Raw genomic sequence first — 18,888 nt, 5'->3', positions numbered from 1 at the left:
TATTAGGTTAAAATCTCACCCTATGAAAATATATGACGATAAACACATAAAAAATGTAGTCTTTGTTGGAGCTCATAATAGCGGCAAAACTACTCTTGCCGAAACCATGCTTTTTGAAGCAGGATTGATCAATAGACGTGGGACAGTAGAAGCCAGAAATACTGTTTCAGATTATCACGAAATTGAACACGAACGAGGCAATTCGGTATTTGCAACACCACTTCATACCGAATGGCGTAATTATAAAATAAATATTATTGATACACCGGGGTTGGATGATTTTATAGGTGAGATCATTTCTTCAATTAGAGTTGCAGATACTATCGTAACTGTTCTCAATGCACAGCACGGGGTTGAAGTAGGTACAGAAATTATTTGGAGTTATATAGATAAATATCATAAACCCACCCTTTTTGTGATCAATCAAATTGATCATCCCAATGCCAAATTTGAAGAAAGTTTTAAGAGCATTAAAACTTTAGTTGGGAATAATGCAGTTAAAATTCAATATCCTTTAGTGGTTGATGGTGCACAGTGTATTATTGATGTTTTGAAGATGAAAATGTATAAATTCTCTCCGGAAGGTGGCAAGCCTGAAAAGTTTGATATCCCGGAAGATCAGCTGGTAATGGCTACTAACTTGCAGAATGAATTAATTGAAAAAGCTGCAGAGAACGATGAAGAGTTGATGGAGTTATTCTTTGACAAAGGGACTTTGAACGAAGATGAAATGCGTAAAGGAATAAAAGCAGGAATGCTAAATCATGAATTGTTTCCTGTTTTTTGTATGTCGGCTTTAAATGATATGGGTAGTGGAAGGTTAATGGGCTTCATTGATAATGTTGCACCGGCTGCAGCAGACCTGAAACCAGAACAGAGTGTAGAAGGAAATGAAATAACCCGTAAAAAGGAAGCCCCTACGGCTTTATTTGTGTTTAAAACCGTATATCAACCTAATTTGGGTCAAATTACTTTTTTCAAAGTAAAATCAGGGGAAATAAATCTGAACGATAAGTTGGTGAATTCCAGAAATGGCGAAACCGAAATTCTTAACCAGCTATTCATTATGGATGGGAAAGAACGGAATCCCGTTTCAAAATTAACAGTAGGTGACATTGGAGCAACACTAAAATTGAAATATACAGAAACCAATGACACCTTAACAAAAGCCGGTAATAAGGTTACTATAAAACCTATTCAGTATCCGCAACCAAGAATACGAAAATCTATTTTAGCAGCGAATACCAAAGATGAAGAGAAATTAAGTGACGCACTTAAAAAGATACACAGTCAGGATCCAACGGTAATTGTTTCTTTTTCTAAAGAAGCACGACAATTGATCATTGAATGTCAGGGTGAATTACACCTGGCAACAATAGATTGGATCTTAAAAAATATATATGGTGTTGAAGCAAAGTTCGAGAAACCAAAAATTTCATTCAGAGAGACTATTCAACGCTCTTCAAGTGCTAACTACAGGCATAAAAAACAATCCGGAGGTTCTGGGCAATTTGCGCAGGTGCATATGAAAATAGAACCATGGCATGAAGGTATGGGTGAACCTGAAGGCTTTAATATTAGAGGAAAAGAAGAAGTAGACCTTACCTGGGGTGGAAAATTAGTTTTCTATAACTGTATTGTAGGTGGGGTCATAGACCAACGCTATTTACCTTCTGTAATGAAAGGTGTCCTCGAAGTCATGGAAGAAGGGCCACTTACCGGTTCTTATATCCGAGATGTAAGGGTTATGGTATATGATGGCAAGATGCACTCGGTAGATTCTAATGACATTTCTTTTAAAATCGCCGGAGCACATGCTTTCAAAGAAGCATTTTTAAATGCAAACCCTAAGTTATTGGAACCTACAATGGAGCTGACTGTTAAAGTTCCTGAAGAAATGGTGGGTAATGTAATGACCGATCTACAATCGAGACGTTCAATGATACAGGGGATAGACAGCAATAACAATTATCAGATTTTAAAGTGTATAACTCCTGAAGCCGAATTATACGGTTATTCTACAAACCTGAGGTCTTTAACGCAGGGGCGAGCTACTTTTAATTCAACTTTTTCATCCTATCAGCCAGTGCCTACGAATGTTCAGAAAGAATTGATCAATAATTGATATTCTTAAAATTTAGGAGTACAAAGCTATTTTACCGGAATTGACCGACAGTATTTTATGGATAAAAGTGTAACATTAGTAATAAAGTTACATCTTATCATAGAACCAATCAATCAATCAAAATGAAACATTTAATAATTATCTTCCTATGCAGTTTTATATTGCAGGGGACAGCACAATCAAAGATAGCTGCCAGAGAATGGCAGGAAGACCTTAAATTTCTTCAGCATACAGTACATTCGGATTACTCTTTTTTATTTAAAAAAACAACGGCAAAAGAATTCGATAAAGCTGTTGATGAGTTGCATAACAATATTCCAAACTTACAAGAACATGAGATAATTGTTGGATTTGCCCGCATTGTTTCTTCATTTAAATATGGGCATACGGTACTTGGTTTTAGGAATTTGTCTGACATATTTCATCAATTGCCTATGAATTTATATCATTTTAATGATGGTGTCTATGTTCAGGGTATACATAAAGATTATAAACAGGCATTGGGAGCAAAGGTTATAGCTGTGGAAAATATGCCCATAGAAGAGGTTCTTAAAGCCATTTATCCGGTAGTGCCTTCAGAAAATGATCAGTTTTTTAAGGCTTATGGCTTTCGTTATCTCATTAGCCCTGAGATTTTACATGCTCAAAAGGTGATCAATGAGTTATCGGATACAATCGAATTTACATTAGAAAAAAACGGTAAGACCTTTAAGGTTGCGTTTAAATCTCTAGCAGGTGGACAACAAGTCCCATTAACATATGGCTTTGTACAACAAGAAGGAGATTGGTTGGATGCCCGTTCCCAAGATGAAACTCCGCTATATTTAAAAAATCTTGACAAGATATATTATTACGAATATCTTCCAAATAAGAAGACCGTATATGTAAGGCATAGCCAGATACAGGATGATCCCAATGAAAAGATCCCTGAATTTTATACTCGGGTTTTCAATTTTATAGAGAACAATGGTGTAGAGCGCCTGGTTTTGGATGTTAGGCTTAATGGGGGAGGCAATAATTATAAAAATAAAGCAGTGATTACGCGAATTATAGAATCTAAAAAGATAAATACAACGGGAAATCTTTATGTAATTATCGGGCGCCGTACATTTTCTGCATGTCAAAACCTTGTAAATGAGTTAGATAATTATACAAATGCTATTTTTTTAGGAGAACCGACAGGAGAGAATGTAAACTTTTACGGAGACAACCGTCGTGTAGATTTACCTAATAGTAAAATCCCTGTTTACTTATCCTTTGCATGGTGGCAGGATAAACCCCAGTGGGAAAATAAACCCTGGACTGCCCCACATATTGCTATCGATATGAGCTTTGAGGATTATAAAACTAATAAAGATCCGGTCCTTGATGCATCCTTGACTTTTTCAGATACCAAGTATATTTTAGATCCAATGCAGTATATGACAAACCTATATTTTGCTGGTGAAATGGAGAAACTTGAAAAGGAAGCTTTTAGAATGATAAATGACCCAATGTACCAGTTTTTTGATTTTGAAAAAGAATTGAATAAAGCAGGTTATAATGTATTGGCTAGCGGAGAGCATCAGGAAGCTATTGCCATATTTACATTTGTTACAAAACTATTCCCCGGTTCTGCCAATGCATGGGATAGTCTTGCGGAAGGATATTGGAAAGCCGGTGATAAAGAAAAAGCCATTGAGTATTATAACAAAGCGCTTTCTATGGATCCGGAAGGTTTCACAGGAAGAAACGCCCGCGATATGCTTAAAAAGATCACAGAAGGCGGAAATCATTAATTAATATAAATACCTAAGAGAAAGTTTAGTACAAAAAGGTATCTTTGCCATAAGTTATACAGGCGATCATTTTGGATTTATCTTTGATAAAGCGAAATATTTTTTTTCACACATTCTTTGGTAGATTATTAACTGTGTCTTTAGCTACACCTTATATTCACATTAAAAAATACAAATGGCAAAATCCCAGCAAACCTATAGTAAGAATGAAAAAGAAAAAAAACGATTAAAAAAACGAGAAGAAAAACAAAAGAAAAAAGAAGCTCGTAAAGCAGAAGCAAAAGAAAAAGGCGGAGGAATTCAATTTGCATATGTCGATCATAATGGAAATTTAACCGATACGCCTCCGGATCCTTCAAAAAAAATAAAAATTGAAGCCGAAAGCATAGAGATTGGCATCCCAAAAATGGAAGAGGGTGAAAGAGTGGCCTTTGATCCTGTTAGAAAAGGTAAAGTTTCATTTTTTGATGATTCAAAAGGGTTTGGATTTATTATAGATTCAGAAAATCAAGAAAAATATTTTACCCATGTTAGTGGTTTAATTGATACCATTGCTGAAAATGATAATGTGTCCTTCGAACTGGAAAAAGGGCAAAAGGGTATGAATGCTGTTAAGGTTAAGTTACTTCCATAGTATACAATTTGCTTTTTTTCATACAGTAACGTAACAAAATCTATTTTTTTGCGTCTAGTATGCAAAATAATTCCTGATTATGAAAAAAGTATTTGCCATTATAGGCTTGGCCATATTATTAGTGGCTTGTGGTCCTTCTTCCAAAACCACGAATGATTTAGCTACTCAAAACCCAATTAAAACAACATTAGATCTTACAAAAGTTATAGATGATAAGGTCCCGGTTACCATTGACCCCGGGCGATTCACTCAAGAAGCTGTAACCTATAGACTCCCTAAGGTAGTGCAGGGAACCTATGCAGTTAGTGACTTTGGACATTTTGTTGATGATTTTAAAGCTTTCGACTATGAAGGAAATCAACTAGCTGCTGTAAAGGATGATACCAATACATGGACAATTGCAAATGCTACAAAATTAGACAGGATCACCTATTTTATTAACGACACTTATGATGTAGAAGGGGAAGGAAAATCTCCCTTTTCTCCTTCCGGGACAAATATAGAACCGGACAATTATGTCTTAAACCTTCACGGTTTTATAGGATATTTTGATTCTTTGAAAGCAAATCAATACACTTTGGATGTAACTGCCCCTGTAGGATTTATAAGATCTTCCGCTATTCAAAATACAGGAGAAAAGTTAAGTGAAGATGGTTTAAACAGAACGACAAGTTATTTTGCCCCAAGATATTTTGATATTACAGATAACCCTATGATGTATGGTAATCTGGATGTTGAAGAGTTTATGGTTGGCGATATTAAAATTGTCTTAAGTGTGTTTTCTCCAAATAAAACACATACAGCGGCAAGCTTAAAAGAAACGATGTACGACATGATGAAAGCCCAAAAGAAGTATTTGGGAGAAATAAACAGCACACCTCGTTATGACATTTATTTGTACTTATCTAAAGGAGAAGAAGATTCTCCTGCAGGATTCGGAGCATTGGAACACCATACTTCTACAGTAGTGGTCTTGCCGGAATCGATGCCAGCCAGTGCATTGGCAGAGACTATGGTAGATGTGGTTTCTCATGAATTCTTTCATATTGTAACTCCATTGTCCGTACACTCGGAAGACGTACATTATTTTGACTATAACGCTCCTACGTTTTCAAAGCATTTATGGATGTATGAGGGTGTAACCGAATATTTTGCACAACACTTTCAAGTGTATGAAGGTTTAAAGACCGAAGAAGAATTTTATGAAACCGTACTAGACAAAATTAACACCTCATTGAGCCTGGATGATAATATGAGCTTTACTACCATGAGTGAGAATATCCTGGAAGAACCGTATGCAGCAAATTACTATAATGTCTACCAAAAGGGAGCTTTAATAGGTATGTGTATTGATATTTTAATGAGGGAAGAAAGTAATGGTAACAGAAGCATGTTATCATTAATGAAAGAATTATCATTAAAATACGGAAAAAATAAGCCGTTTACTGACGATACAATTATTGAAGAAATTTCACAAATGACGTATCCAAGTGTTACCGAATTCTTTAAGACACATGTAGAAGGGTCAACTCCAATTGATTATAGTACATTTTTTGGTAAGGTAGGATTGTTGGAAGAAGAAGCGAAAGTAAAAAGCAACTTTATAATGGATGGTAATACCCCCATTGTAAGTGGAGATCCGGAGAAAGGTATATTCTTTACAACACTGGTAGAAGGTAACAGCTTTTGGGTTGAACAGGGAGTAAAGGCAAACGATGTCATTAAGCAGGTAAATGGAACGGATGTGACCATGCAAAATGCAAATGCTATATTCCAGCAAGTATATAACTGGGAACTTGGAAAAGATATCGATGTAAGACTAGATAGAGGTGGAGAGGAAGTTATTATTAAAACCACTACCACACAAGCTTACACAAAAGGGAAAAAACTGGTTGAAAACCCTAATGCTACCCAAAAACAAATTAGTCTACGAAAAGCCTGGTTGAAAGGATAGTTGAAAATATTTATCTAATAGTGTTAGATTAGTGCAGCACGTGAAACTTAAATATTTAAGTTCACGTGCTTTTTTTATCTTTTAAAATGGATATGATTCATTTTTACTGAAACCCTCATCCATATATACACTATTTTTAGAAGGCCCCATTACTTTTAAATGACCCACTTCACCTGCTCCCAAAAACCGGTAACGGAAGCCTGCCAGTTCTCCAACGCTTTTTTGATAGCTGCCTCTATACACTTCAGTGCTGTCAACCGATACGGTAACTTGTTTTTGTTTTACATCTATTGCTATGTTCCTGTAGTTAGAAAAATCAACACCAAACATAGACAGGTCATGCTCTTTGCCTCTCAAATAGGTATCGTTAAGCATTAAATTAATATCCGAAACACAGCCGGGAATTGAAAAAGGAATAACCATAGCTCCTTTGGTTCCTAATATTACAATCCGAACGGTCTGGCAAACAGCCCATTTTTCAGCATAGGTATTTTTGATCGATGTATGTAAAGAAAAATTATCGCCAGAAATAGTTTCAAAATCTTTTACAAAATGAAATGAGGAAACTAAGGGTTTTTCATTCGATGTTATTTCATTCAACGCAGTATTAGGAAAGGAGAGTTTATTATTTGTTATTTCTTCTTCAGAAAAATATTTTGGCACCGGGTCATAATCGATTGTTCCTACCCAGCCATCTGATTTGATGAACAGGTCGTGTTCTTTAATAATTTTCCCTTCAACCAAAAGTTTGGCTCTAAAATAGCCCGGAAAATAATAAATACCTGTTGCCTGTTGCTGTTTGGTATTTATTTTAATGGTCTTTGTAACATCCCAAAACTGTTGGATATAGATGCTATCTGATTCAATATTGTTCAGGTTAAAATCAAACACGACCGAATTCGGTAAACCCTCTGTTACCGGGTGGCTGCTAAATTCAATCGTTGAGAGGTCTTCCTCGGAAATTGTATTTCCTGAACCTACCATAGAATAAAAAGAAATAAAAACAATGGTCATTACGGCTGCAGATGTTATGATAACACCAAAATTTGAAGCTACTTTGTGTTGTATCCAGGAAGGCTTTTTGGCTTTTGCTTCATTCTTAAAATCACGCCAATTTGCATAGCCTGCAAATTGTGATAAGGTATTTAAGGTACTGATACTTGGAGCACTGGTATAGTTTACTTTTCCCCAAACACGTTTTAACGTTGTTGGACTTAGCAATACCCGGGTACTTTGTTGTATGGTTTCACTTAATTCAATGAATACATCATTATGCCAATGGGCTGAAGTTCCCCAACCCAACTTCTCCTCAATTTGAAGCAGGCATTTTTCTACTAGTTTATGTTCCGGGTATGTATTCATCTTATAGACCAAAATTCCTTAAAATATATGACTTGTACAACATTGAATCGTTTTGCACCAATTTGTTTTAGTTATATAAGCTCAATATAAGAGCTTTATAAAAAAAGATCATGACAAAACTTAAACCCACACCACTTACATTATTATTGACCTTATTACTAATGTCTATAACAGGCCTTTCTCAAAAAAGTATCATACCTATAGATACCTTACACTGGAATATTAATGCCAGGTCCTATGTTCTGGAGAAGCATAAGGGTAAAGATGCTATCTACTTACAAAGAGGAAGCATGACATTAAAAGATACAAAATTCCTCAATGGTACTATTGAGTATGACATATTTTTAAAAAAAGAACAGTCTTTCCCAGGGGTTTTATTCAGAATTGTGGAAAATGATGCCGAACAATTTTATATTCGTCCTCATCTTCCCGGAAAGCCAGATGCTAACCAAGTAATACCATCAACCAAGAGAATTTCTCCCTGGCAGTTATATTTTGGACCAAAATATTCATTTGCACATGAATATAAATATGACGATTGGACCCATGTAAAAATAGTGGTAAATGACAATAAAGCACAGGTATATCTTGATTACGCTGAAAAGCCCAATTTATCGTGGAATCTTTTTCACCCTACAAGGGAAGGAGATCTCCTTTTAACCGGAGGAAATGCTTCAGGAATGCATCTGGCCAATATAACTGTAAACAAAGATGCGTATAAAATTGTGGATTTCAACCCAATAGAGAGAGAACCTATTGAAGGCCTTATACCGGAATGGGAAATCTCCGATATGTTTGAAGTAAAGCTTCTTGAAGACTCCGGCAAAATAGGTTCGGTTATAGCTGCCAGAAAATGGGGTAGAAAGGTTCAGGTGGAAGAAGGGATTGCTGCCAATATTTCAAGAGTACAGTTTCTGTTTGATGGAACTCCCGGAGAAACTGTTTTTGCAAAGATCACTATCGATTCTGATAAGGAACAGGTTAAACTTTTTGAATTTGGATATAGCGATGATGTAGTTGCCATTCTCAATGGAAAACCTATATATAAAGGCACTAATAAATATCGCAGCCGTGATTATCGCTATTTAGGGACCATCGGGCTGTTTGATGCGATCTACCTGAACCTCAAAAAAGGAGAAAATACACTATTAATGGCTGTTTCTGAGGCATTTGGAGGCTGGCTAATCACCGGAAAGTTTACTGATAACAACGGAATTAGAATCAAATAAACTTTAGTTGCTAAATTAACCTGTCCTGCGTATGTCGAAGGACAGGTTATTATTAAAATACATAACTGTTGCATATTCAAAAATTTGATTATATATTTGTATATACAAATAATGTAGGTGTAATGAATGAATATTATAATGCAATTTATGCAATCATTAAAACCGGGCACTGGATGACAGACTCTGTATCCAGGGAGCTTAAAGAACTTGACATTTATGAACCTCAATTTAATGTCTTACGAATACTCCGTGGCGCAAAAGGGAAACCAATTTCAGTAAACAGCATATTGGAAAATATGGTGCAACGGTCCAGCAATGTAACCCGTATTGTAGATAAGTTGACAGCTAAAGGACTTGTGGAAAGAACATTGTGTCCTTCGGACAGGAGGAAAATGGACATCATTATCACCAAAGAGGGATTGGACTTATTAAAAAAACTGGATAAAAAAGTTGAAGAATTTCACAAACCGATGATGAATAACCTTAGCCCGGAAGAAGCAGATACACTAAAACAATTAATACATAAATTAAGAGGAAACTAAAATGAAAAATATCATAGCATTAGGAGGAAGTAACAGCAAAAAATCAATTAATAAAACATTAGCCGTATACGTAGCTAACAAGGTTGAAAATTCAGAAACCATAGTAGTAGACCTAAATGATTTCAACTTACCGTTATATGGTATTGATTTAGAAACATCAGAAGGGATCCCGGAAGAAGCGATAAAGCTTGATAATCTCATAAATACTGTAGACGGTTTGGTTATTTCGCTGGCGGAGCATAACGGTTCGTATTCAGCAGCGTTTAAAAATGCTTATGACTGGATGTCAAGAATAGATAAGAATGTTTGGAAGGATAAACCTATGCTGTTAATGGCAACATCTCCCGGAGGAAGGGGAGGAGCAAGTGTTTTGCAGGCTGCTAATGCATCTTTTCCGCGTTTGGGAGCTAAAATTGTCGCAGATTTTTCGTTACCCTCGTTTTATGATAATTTTTCGACTGAGGGATTGACCAACGAAAAATTAAATAGTGATTTAAAACAAAAAATCGATTTATTTCAAAGAGCGATTTAAATAAATTAGCACAGAAATAAAATAGGAATTACCAAAACCATAAAAACACATTTTCACTTTTTTGAAAAAAAACTACGACATGCTGCCAATGTAACATAGTCAGCCTGACTTATGTTACACTTTTTACAAGACAATTGCTATTTTATAAAAAAGCTGAAAATAGCAATATCGTGGCCTCTATATAAATGGTAATCTTTACTTTTACGTATTCCCAGAAATATGGATTATCATATTAACATTTACAACCTATTAATTGGATTTGGGATGCTTCAAGGTTTCATTTTTGGAGCATTACTTTATTGGAAAAGTAATTTTAGGGAAGCTCAAAAATATCTGGCACTAACGGTATTGTTCTTATCATTTTATTTGCTTTGGGTATTAAAGTACGATTTTGGTATTCAGAAAAAGATTCCTGAATTGCAATTTTTACCGGTACTGTTTCTGTGGGGAATAGGTCCTGCTTTTTATGCCTATTTAAGATTCCTTTTTGGAAAACCTATTGAAGTTAAAAAGTTAAGATGGCTCTTCTTCCCGTTACTTATTGAACAAATATATTTTAACACCTGTACACTTATTTCCTGGGTAAACGGGATGGAATATTTAAATTTAAACCCTTTTGAAAAAGCCTTGGTTTTTAACTTGTTTTCAGTGGAACATATTGTTGGCTTGGTGATTATTGCAATTTATCTGGTTAAAAGTTTTAAGTTATTACAAAGTGTTCATGCTCTTTACGCCGCTAACAAAATTAGAAGCATTCTTCTATGTTTTGGACTGCTATGGATTATCTGGGTACCCTATACCATTTTTGATATTGTCTATTACGACTTTACTTTTCCTCCATCCGGGTTTTATTCTTTTTACATATTATTTGCAATACTCACTTATGGAATTGGGTTTTATGGTTTTAGAATTAGTGATGATACACTAATAAAAGTTGCACTTCCAAATGATGAATTGGAAGATGGTATTCAAAAACAACTTGTTAGCACTGAAATGCAAGAGCTTTCAAAAAGACTTGACGATACCATGAAAAGTGAAAAATGCTATTTAGACCCCGAATTGAACCTTTCCGGTTTTTCCCGAATTGTAAATTTGCATCCTAATAAAGTTTCTGCAATTGTGAATACCGTAATGGGCCATTCTTTCAGAGATTTTGTAAACTCTTATCGCATAGAAGCATTTAAATCCAAAGCAAGATCATACGATTTAAAATCGAAAACCATACTGAGTTTGGCTTTTGAGTCCGGCTTTAATTCAAAAGCTTCTTTTAATCGTGCATTTAAAAAGTTTTGTGAAATTTCCCCTGCTGAATACTTAGAAGAAATCTCTAAAAGTTAGGCTCAAAATATAAAATGAGGCGACTTTTCTCCTGTGATGTTATTCTTTTACATAAATATAGTCATCAATCAAAACTTATCTAAATGAAAAAATGCATACTTGCTCTTTGTTTTATAATACTATTTCAGGCAAACAACTTCGCACAAAAAAAATACGATTTTTCCGGTTTTACAGAAAAAGCAGACAGTTATTTAAAAGCAATTCAAAATGTTGGAGGTTTTACCGGAACTGTTCTGGTAGCATATAAAGGCGAAATACAATTTCAAAAGGGGTATGGGCAAGCCAGCAGACGTTTTAATATTCCTAATTCTGCAACTACAAAGTTTCGGATAGGTTCCATAACCAAAAGCTTTACAGCCATAAGCATCCTTCAGTTGGTAGAACAAGGAAAAATATCATTAGAAGACCCCATTTCAAAATTTATCAAAGATTATGCATTTGGCAGTGAGATAAAAATTAAAAATCTCTTATCACATACTTCAGGAATAAAAAGAGACATAAAATTTCCGGATAGAAACAAGAAATATAGTCTGGAAGAACTTATAGTAATGTCCCGGGTAGATTCCCTTTTATATACGCCCGGTACTAAAATGACCTATTCTAACTGCGGATATGTTCTGTTGCATGCTATATTGGAGAAAGTAACGGGAGAAGATTATGAAACCTATGTCACCAGAAACGTATTGCAGCCATTAGGATTAAAAAATACGGGGATTGAAGACCCTTTATTTCCTCCTATAGGCTTAGCCGATGGCTATGGAAGTGGAACTGATAAAAATGGAAATTATGCTATTAGTGAAATGCATATGAGCTCACATGGCTATTCTGATGCTACTGGTGCTATGTATGCAACGGCAGAAGATCTTTTAAAGTTTTGCAGACAAATAGGAAAAAGCGATGTTTTAAAACCGGAAACATGGAAGCTGGCTCTTGAACCTTTCCTCGAAAAAGAACGTGGCTATAGATGGGGATATGGATTTAACCTTATGAAAGGTAAAACCGGAAGAATCGTTAATCACAATGGACGCACTACAGGGTTCAGAGGAGGGTATTTTCAGTTTCTGGAAGATGACCTTACCGTAATAATTCTTGGAAATTATATGAACGCAGAGAGGGAGTCTATACTGAACACCTTTCAAAAAATACTGTTGCGCGAAGAATACTACCAGCCAAAATTGTATAAACCCATAACTATTAATGGGATGAACCTTAAAGACTTTACAGGTTCATATAAAACCAAAGATTTCCCTTTTAAGATATTCCAGTTTCAAAACCAATTATATGTCGAATCTCATGGTGATGCTCCTTCACAACTCATTGCTTATGATCAAAACGCCTTTTTCTGTAATTATTTTGATTTAACCATTATATTTAAAAGAGAGAATGGAAAAATAGTTGGATGTGACTGGATCTATAAAAACAAACCGCTAGCTGCAAAAAAGATTGAATAAGAAAGGGCTTTGCCGGATGATTCCGGAAATAGCTATATTATTAACCATCTATTTTATATCTTTATATAGTATTCTCATATACAGAACGTTATAAATATTTATATAAACCTGTACCATGCAATTCTATATGAAGAGTTTTTGTTTGACAGCACTATTCCTGGCTAGCTCTCTCTTAGCTGTTCCTTCATGTAAAGCACAGAGCATTTCGACGGTAGAAGAGGTACAGTCGTTTTTCAATAATCAAAATATATTGATCACCTACCGGGAGGGAGAGGTTATCTATGGTACATACTATTTTCTGGAAGTACACTATTGTCCCAACGGGAAGTACGGGCTTTATGGTAGTTCGGTAAAGAAAACCGTACTTGGTAACGAACAACGAAGTAACTGGCAGGAATTTGGCAGCTGGCAGGCTATAAGTCAGAATAATCAGGTAGGTATGTATTACAGCACCACTAGCGGCTCTCAACAGTTTGTCCCTTTGTATAAGCTTACAAACGGAGATATCTTTGTAAGAGAAGGAGTTTCCATAGTAAAACAAGGACCTGCGATTTGTTATTGAACTTCTTTGCCTTAGAATCCACAAGCCGTTAGGTAAAAAAGTTAAATATTTATTAAACCCATACCCTTCTTTAAACCTTTAAAAACTTTTATAGTCTTATTGATGATGTAACCACAAAAAGATCATAAGATGAAACAATTTTTAACAATATTCTTACTGGCATTTGCAAGCTTTGTTACCGCAGAAACTTATAAGATGAATCTTCCGGATACGACAGAAGTTGTAAAAGAAGGCGTAACTTATCAAGTCACCGATGATGAGACCTATCTATACGTAAACATCAGCACTACAGATAAGTATATGGCATTATCTATATTACGTCAGGGACTTACTGTTTATTTTGATGTGAAAGGGAAAAAGAAAGAGAATGTATATCTCAAATACCCATTACAAGTGGTAAGGCCTCACTTTAAGAACGCAGAGGAGAAAGAACAGGCCATGGAAAAATTGAATGTAGGTGATCTAATAGAAAAATTACCCCCGGAAGCCGAATACGGTTTTTTTGAAAACACCCGGGAATTTCATAAAGACCTGAATGATTTGGACATTACTGTATCCTATATGTACACTTCTGAAAACGAACTGCTCACCTACAGCCTTAAAATACCCAAATATAGAATTGATCCAGATACTGAAACAGACCTGGCCAAGCTATCCATTGGCGTAGTAACCAGTAAAGCAGACCCACCCGCTGCTCAGAAAAGCGGGAAATCAAAATCTTCAGGTGGAGGCATGAAAGGCGGAGGTCGTGGTGGAGGCAGGAACGGTGTAACAGGGGATAGGGCAAGTGTTGACAAAGCCAGGGCTTCTTCCCGGAAAAACACCCGTCCGGTATTGGCATCCATTAGTCATTGGTTTGATGCAAATTTATAATATTGGTTGTAAATAATCTGAACCAATAATATAAAAGAAGCGTCTTAATGATTCTAATAATCAGCATGTTATAACTTATGCGTATCTTTAGGCAATACTAACTTACAAAATCATTAAAAATGAAAAAAGCATTTCTTTTAGTGGCCCTAATCTTTATGCCCCTGGTGTATTCACAAACACCCATTTTTGACCCTGCTATGACCATTACTTCAATTGGGATTGTAAGTTCACCCATTGGAGAAGAAGTAGATAAAACTATTACAGACATCAGTGGGAAAGTCATTCAAAATGTTGATGTAACTCATTTTAACGAACAGCAGCAAATAGATCTGGAGCAAATAGCTTCCGGTATTTATTTTATACACATTTCCACGAATAAAGCTGTCATTACTAAAAAGGTCTCAATACGATAGAGGTGACCCTAAATCATTTTTCTTCATGAACGGAGGCAGTTTAAATCTTTAAGCTGTCTCTTTCTATTTGATAGCCCAAAATCAGTATTTATACGTATTGTTTATACTATAAATTATTATAAGCTTTATCGTACTAAATTCTGTCAAATTATGGATGAATATAGCTTCAGCGGAGAATATCAATCGATCATTAATGACATAAACACTATCTTACATACGGACCTTGCAAAAGAGGCCTTTCTATTGGTACAAAAAGATGCTACAGCTTTTTGGGACTATCTGGTAGATTGTGAGCAATTCTATCTGGATGGCAGTTATAACGAGGGAGACTACTCGCACGATATGGAGAATATGCTGGCACTCTATACACTTAACAAAGTGATTCCGCAGGAGCTAACCAATACCCTAAGAGAATACTATGGACTACCACCCACCAGCATATCCAAAGACAAGCTTAGTTTAGATACTATACTGGATGGTTTTGTGGCCGGAGACGGTACTTTATATGCTTTTTCTAAGTACTGTCAGTTGGACCCTCTCTGGATGCTGGTACTGGTATACTATTTTTTGTATAAATATATTATTCCCGGAGAAGTCCACCCCTTCGTTACAAAACCTTCTAACATGCTTATAGATCTTACGCTGCCTTCTGCAAAAGTAGCAGTGCTGGGAGATTGGGGCACAGGCAAATGGAAAGATGGCAAAGAAGCCAAATGTGCCGCACAGTTAGTTATAGATGGTATCACCAGTTTAAACCCTGATTATATTATTCACCTGGGTGATGTGTATTATGCAGGAACACGTAAGGAAGAGCAGGAACATCTGTTAGCTATGTTGCCTGATGATTTTAAAGGGAAGCTCTATACTATGAACAGCAATCACGAAATGTACGACGGTGCCAACGGATTATTTAAGATCGCTATTAGCAACCCCAGGTTTAGCCCGCAACGAGGGCGTAGCTATTTTTCTATTGAGATAGGAGAGTGGGTGCTTGTGGGACTGGACTCTGCCTATTATGATGAAAGTGCCTTGTATATGGATGGAGCGATCCACAGTAAGAAAGGCGGGGAGGAACAAGCCGCTTTTTTAAGTGAAAAAGCAAAACTGGGTAAAAAGTTGATGCTGTTTACCCACCATAACGGAATAGAATATAATGCTTCCAAGCTAAACGATCCACTTTGGAGCCAGATATGTGATGCACTAGGTGGTAAGACTCCGGATGTATGGTATTGGGGGCATGTACATAATGGTATTGTATACAAAGACACGAAAGAGGCATTACCTGTTTTGAAAGGGGCGACTTCTATACATGGCACTGTTCCAAAACTACGTTGCTGTGGGCATGCGTCTATCCCTTTTGGTAATGGTACCGGTTTATACAAAACCGTAGATGGTATAGAAGAAACTATAGAAGCTGTTGAATATTATACACGTACTCCATTGAATGCACCACATTCCACACCTTCACAGCACTTACGGGTACTCAACGGTTTTGCCATGTTGGAAATTAACGGCAGCAAGCTTACCGAAACCTTCTACGAGGTCTCTAACCAATACCCCAAGCCAAAAGCCGTCTGGGGCCCAAAGCTGACATAGTGAAGTCTATTCAATTTTCATTTTACCGGTTACCAGTTTTAATGTTTGAACCATAGCATCACTTTTTTCTAAATAAGCATCAACATCCTTAACTATATACTTAAGGTCGTTCAAAGTAAGGTAATCAGGGTGGTATATTTCTGAAATTGTTGCATATGCGTACTCTTCACCATTTTTTTTAATATAAAACGCATATGTATAAATTGCTAATTTGGACGGAGTTATATTTCCCATAAGGGTATATATTTCTTTATAATCGTTTGAAGGTAAGATCTCACCTAAAAAAATACTTTTTTTCTCAATTTTCCATTGGTGCTGTTTAAATACACTTCCTATAGATTGCCCATCAATAATTTTGTATGCTCTTTTAAGAAAACACTATCTACTGTTTCAGGATATTGAACAACAGCGAAAGTCCTTGTTATTATTTCACCATCATGTGTGCTATATAGATTGGAAATCCTTAATCTGGAATTGCTGCTAAGGACCTTGATATCATAGTTTCCAAATTTCAATTTAATTCTTTCGCTATTGAGTAATTTAGGAGATAAAATTGAATCATAAGAAACTGAAGGTAATTTTTGTGAAGGATTTTTATAATGACAACTAGTAAGTGTATAAAATAAACCTACCAAAAGGATCAAAAATAATAGATAGTGTCTGTTTTTCATTTTTTAAATAGGATACAACAATTTTTATGCTATTTCATTCTCCCTGCTATGGGGTGTTCAGGATTTAATTCTAATAAGTCCCAAAGATTTCCATACAGGTCCTTAAATACGGCAACTGTGCCATAATCTGCTATTTTGGGCTCTCTTACAAACTCAATCCCTATTGAGGTCATCCGGTTATAATCCCTCCAAAAATCATCAGTGTTTAGGAAGAGAAAAACTCTGCCTCCTGCCTGGTTTCCGATAAATCCTTCCTGTTCAGGTTTTGATGCTCTTGCAAGTAAAATGGTTGTTCCGGCTGAATTAGGGGGCGCTATAACCACCCATCTTTTATCTTGTTCCGATTGATAGGTATCTTCAAGTAATTCAAAATTTAATTTTTGGGTATAAAATGCTATAGCCTCATCATAGTCCTTAACCACTAAGGCAATATGTACTATAGATTGTTTCATTTAAATTGTTTGTATCACACCGTTGGCCTTAGCGTATAATTTTCAAAGTCTATCATGTATTATTTTATACAGCGCTTGTTGTTCTATTCTTTTTTGTCGCTTTTTGGAAATTCCCTCCAGGTGTAACTTTTATGTACAATTTTCCAGGACCCTTCATATTTTAACAGCAGAAAATAATCCGTAAAAACTCTCCAGTTAGGGATTACAATTTCCACTTTTGCAGTTGCAGCATTGTTTTCATAATCAATTGAAATAATTCTTCCAATCCGGTTATTCTTTTTTCCAACTTTTATTCTACTTACATAGTCTTTCCCTGCCCAGGTTCTTAAACTATCTTCTTTGGTTACCGAATAGAGATTAAAATCCGGATGGAACGCTTTTCTCAACTTATCAGGTTCTCCATTTGTGGTTCCGTCAATGTAAAGCATTAAAGTCTCGGTGATTTGCTCAATTTCCTGTTTGCTGTTCTCGGTTTGTGCATTTGTATTTATCCCAAAGAATAAGGTGAATGCTAAGGCTACGATAGTAAGTGATTTCATAAGTTGTTATGTGTTTTTTATTATTCCGGTTAATCCGGGAAAATTGGTATTCAGGAAAGAGAATATCTCCCTGGGTAAATTGTTAATATTTGAATTTTTATCTAGGCAAATAGAAATATGTCCACCGGGAATTGCTTTTACCAACTGGTAGAAATTTCCATAGCCTATAAGTAAATGGTCAAGGCCGCCACAATCTATATTACCTCTTTGGTCTGCCAGTTTTAGTAAGGTTGGGTTCACCAAAAGTTCTTCGTATTTGTCTGTTTCATCAGAAGAAGCATCATCAAGTGTTTTGTTTTTCTGTCTATACATTAGATCATCATTATAATAAATGGCTGCATATCTAATATGACTTGAAAACTCAAATAGTTTGTTTATAATAACTTCTTTTTGCATGATCACTTTATTTTTCCAGACATATATCTTTTGGCTATATTGCTAAACGTGTTGGTCAAACAGAATTGCATTACCATCCGGGTCAAGTAAGGTAATACTAGCAGGCCCACTGGTATTTGTATCTGCTTCACTTGCTAACGTCACATTATTTGCCTTTAAATGCTTCTGAATTTCCCTCACATCATCAAATTCATCAAGTTTGTTTGCATTGGCATCCCATCCCGGATTAAAAGTTAGAATATTGTTTTCAAACATACCTTGAAACAGACCAATAATGGTGCCTTCGTTTTTCAAGATGAGATAGTTTTTCTCAATATCGCCTGCAAACACCTTAAATCCAAGGTTCTCGTAGAATTTCTTTGAAGCATTTATGTCTTTTACACTGAGACTTACAGAAAATACACCTAATTTCATATGGTTGTAAATTATAGTTTGTAATGT

Annotated in this window: 20 protein-coding genes; 13 read left to right on the top strand and 7 right to left on the bottom strand. The window is 35.7% G+C overall.

The window, feature by feature from the left end; all coding sequences use genetic code 11:
• Nucleotides 1–22: 22 nt before the first annotated feature.
• The 4 genes from ACY2RT_RS01075 to ACY2RT_RS01060 all read left to right on the top strand — a co-directional run bounded on the left by ACY2RT_RS01075 (nucleotide 23) and on the right by ACY2RT_RS01060 (nucleotide 6,491).
• Nucleotides 23–2,125: an elongation factor G gene (locus ACY2RT_RS01075; RefSeq protein ID WP_490154015.1), complete on the top strand. Its 2,103-nt coding sequence runs from the start codon at nucleotides 23–25 to the stop codon at nucleotides 2,123–2,125.
• Nucleotides 2,126–2,247: 122 nt separating this feature from the next.
• Entirely contained in the window at nucleotides 2,248–3,903 is a 1,656-nt protein-coding gene (locus ACY2RT_RS01070) for a tetratricopeptide repeat protein (protein WP_490154014.1), read from the top strand.
• Nucleotides 3,904–4,078: 175 nt separating this feature from the next.
• The gene (locus tag ACY2RT_RS01065; RefSeq protein WP_490154013.1) at nucleotides 4,079–4,537 is read left to right on the top strand and encodes a cold-shock protein; all 459 of its coding nucleotides are present in this window, start codon (nucleotides 4,079–4,081) and stop codon (nucleotides 4,535–4,537) included.
• Between the two features lie 79 nt (nucleotides 4,538–4,616).
• Nucleotides 4,617–6,491, top strand: coding sequence for a M61 family metallopeptidase (locus ACY2RT_RS01060; protein WP_490154012.1), 1,875 nt, complete (start codon nucleotides 4,617–4,619; stop codon nucleotides 6,489–6,491).
• A gap of 81 nt (nucleotides 6,492–6,572) precedes the next feature.
• Here ACY2RT_RS01060 and ACY2RT_RS01055 read toward each other — a convergent pair whose 3' ends face one another.
• Nucleotides 6,573–7,853 (bottom strand): hypothetical protein, encoded by a 1,281-nt coding sequence (locus ACY2RT_RS01055; protein WP_490154011.1) that lies wholly within the window; start codon nucleotides 7,851–7,853, stop codon nucleotides 6,573–6,575.
• A gap of 110 nt (nucleotides 7,854–7,963) precedes the next feature.
• Here ACY2RT_RS01055 and ACY2RT_RS01050 point away from each other — a divergent pair, with 110 nt between their 5' ends.
• The 9 genes from ACY2RT_RS01050 to ACY2RT_RS01010 all read left to right on the top strand — a co-directional run bounded on the left by ACY2RT_RS01050 (nucleotide 7,964) and on the right by ACY2RT_RS01010 (nucleotide 16,389).
• Nucleotides 7,964–9,082, top strand: a complete 1,119-nt coding sequence (locus tag ACY2RT_RS01050; RefSeq protein ID WP_490154010.1) for a hypothetical protein — start codon at nucleotides 7,964–7,966, stop codon at nucleotides 9,080–9,082.
• Nucleotides 9,083–9,150: 68 nt separating this feature from the next.
• Nucleotides 9,151–9,624: a MarR family winged helix-turn-helix transcriptional regulator gene (locus ACY2RT_RS01045; RefSeq protein WP_490154009.1), complete on the top strand. Its 474-nt coding sequence runs from the start codon at nucleotides 9,151–9,153 to the stop codon at nucleotides 9,622–9,624.
• A 1-nt stretch (nucleotide 9,625) separates the two neighbouring features.
• On the top strand, nucleotides 9,626–10,156 hold the full coding sequence (locus ACY2RT_RS01040) for an NADPH-dependent FMN reductase (protein ID WP_490154008.1): 531 nt from the start codon (nucleotides 9,626–9,628) through the stop codon (nucleotides 10,154–10,156).
• Nucleotides 10,157–10,375: 219 nt separating this feature from the next.
• Nucleotides 10,376–11,494: a helix-turn-helix domain-containing protein gene (locus tag ACY2RT_RS01035; protein ID WP_490154007.1), complete on the top strand. Its 1,119-nt coding sequence runs from the start codon at nucleotides 10,376–10,378 to the stop codon at nucleotides 11,492–11,494.
• A gap of 83 nt (nucleotides 11,495–11,577) precedes the next feature.
• Entirely contained in the window at nucleotides 11,578–12,945 is a 1,368-nt protein-coding gene (locus ACY2RT_RS01030; RefSeq protein WP_490154006.1) for a serine hydrolase domain-containing protein, read from the top strand.
• Between the two features lie 142 nt (nucleotides 12,946–13,087).
• Nucleotides 13,088–13,507 (top strand): hypothetical protein, encoded by a 420-nt coding sequence (locus ACY2RT_RS01025; RefSeq protein WP_490154005.1) that lies wholly within the window; start codon nucleotides 13,088–13,090, stop codon nucleotides 13,505–13,507.
• Nucleotides 13,508–13,636: 129 nt separating this feature from the next.
• On the top strand, nucleotides 13,637–14,380 hold the full coding sequence (locus ACY2RT_RS01020) for a hypothetical protein (RefSeq protein ID WP_490154004.1): 744 nt from the start codon (nucleotides 13,637–13,639) through the stop codon (nucleotides 14,378–14,380).
• 119 nt (nucleotides 14,381–14,499) lie between these two features.
• The gene (locus ACY2RT_RS01015; protein WP_490154003.1) at nucleotides 14,500–14,793 is read left to right on the top strand and encodes a T9SS type A sorting domain-containing protein; all 294 of its coding nucleotides are present in this window, start codon (nucleotides 14,500–14,502) and stop codon (nucleotides 14,791–14,793) included.
• Nucleotides 14,794–14,943: 150 nt separating this feature from the next.
• On the top strand, nucleotides 14,944–16,389 hold the full coding sequence (locus ACY2RT_RS01010; RefSeq protein WP_490154002.1) for a metallophosphoesterase family protein: 1,446 nt from the start codon (nucleotides 14,944–14,946) through the stop codon (nucleotides 16,387–16,389).
• Nucleotides 16,390–16,395: 6 nt separating this feature from the next.
• On the opposite strand, the gene ACY2RT_RS01005 is transcribed toward ACY2RT_RS01010, so the two are convergent.
• The 6 genes from ACY2RT_RS01005 to ACY2RT_RS00980 all read right to left on the bottom strand — a co-directional run bounded on the left by ACY2RT_RS01005 (nucleotide 16,396) and on the right by ACY2RT_RS00980 (nucleotide 18,861).
• Nucleotides 16,396–16,623, bottom strand: coding sequence for a hypothetical protein (locus ACY2RT_RS01005; RefSeq protein WP_490154001.1), 228 nt, complete (start codon nucleotides 16,621–16,623; stop codon nucleotides 16,396–16,398).
• 98 nt (nucleotides 16,624–16,721) lie between these two features.
• Entirely contained in the window at nucleotides 16,722–17,060 is a 339-nt protein-coding gene (locus ACY2RT_RS01000; RefSeq protein WP_490154000.1) for a hypothetical protein, read from the bottom strand.
• A gap of 29 nt (nucleotides 17,061–17,089) precedes the next feature.
• Nucleotides 17,090–17,512: a VOC family protein gene (locus tag ACY2RT_RS00995; RefSeq protein WP_490153999.1), complete on the bottom strand. Its 423-nt coding sequence runs from the start codon at nucleotides 17,510–17,512 to the stop codon at nucleotides 17,090–17,092.
• Nucleotides 17,513–17,595: 83 nt separating this feature from the next.
• Nucleotides 17,596–18,051, bottom strand: a complete 456-nt coding sequence (locus ACY2RT_RS00990) for a nuclear transport factor 2 family protein (protein WP_490153998.1) — start codon at nucleotides 18,049–18,051, stop codon at nucleotides 17,596–17,598.
• A gap of 6 nt (nucleotides 18,052–18,057) precedes the next feature.
• Nucleotides 18,058–18,447, bottom strand: a complete 390-nt coding sequence (locus tag ACY2RT_RS00985; RefSeq protein WP_490153997.1) for a hypothetical protein — start codon at nucleotides 18,445–18,447, stop codon at nucleotides 18,058–18,060.
• Between the two features lie 42 nt (nucleotides 18,448–18,489).
• Nucleotides 18,490–18,861 (bottom strand): VOC family protein, encoded by a 372-nt coding sequence (locus ACY2RT_RS00980; protein ID WP_490153996.1) that lies wholly within the window; start codon nucleotides 18,859–18,861, stop codon nucleotides 18,490–18,492.
• Between the last annotated feature and the right edge of the window lie 27 nt (nucleotides 18,862–18,888).

This window comes from Ulvibacter sp. 2210JD10-4 (genome assembly GCF_058148525.1).
Note: the sequence above shows the minus strand (reverse complement) of the source record. Positions and strands in the feature narration are given on the sequence as shown.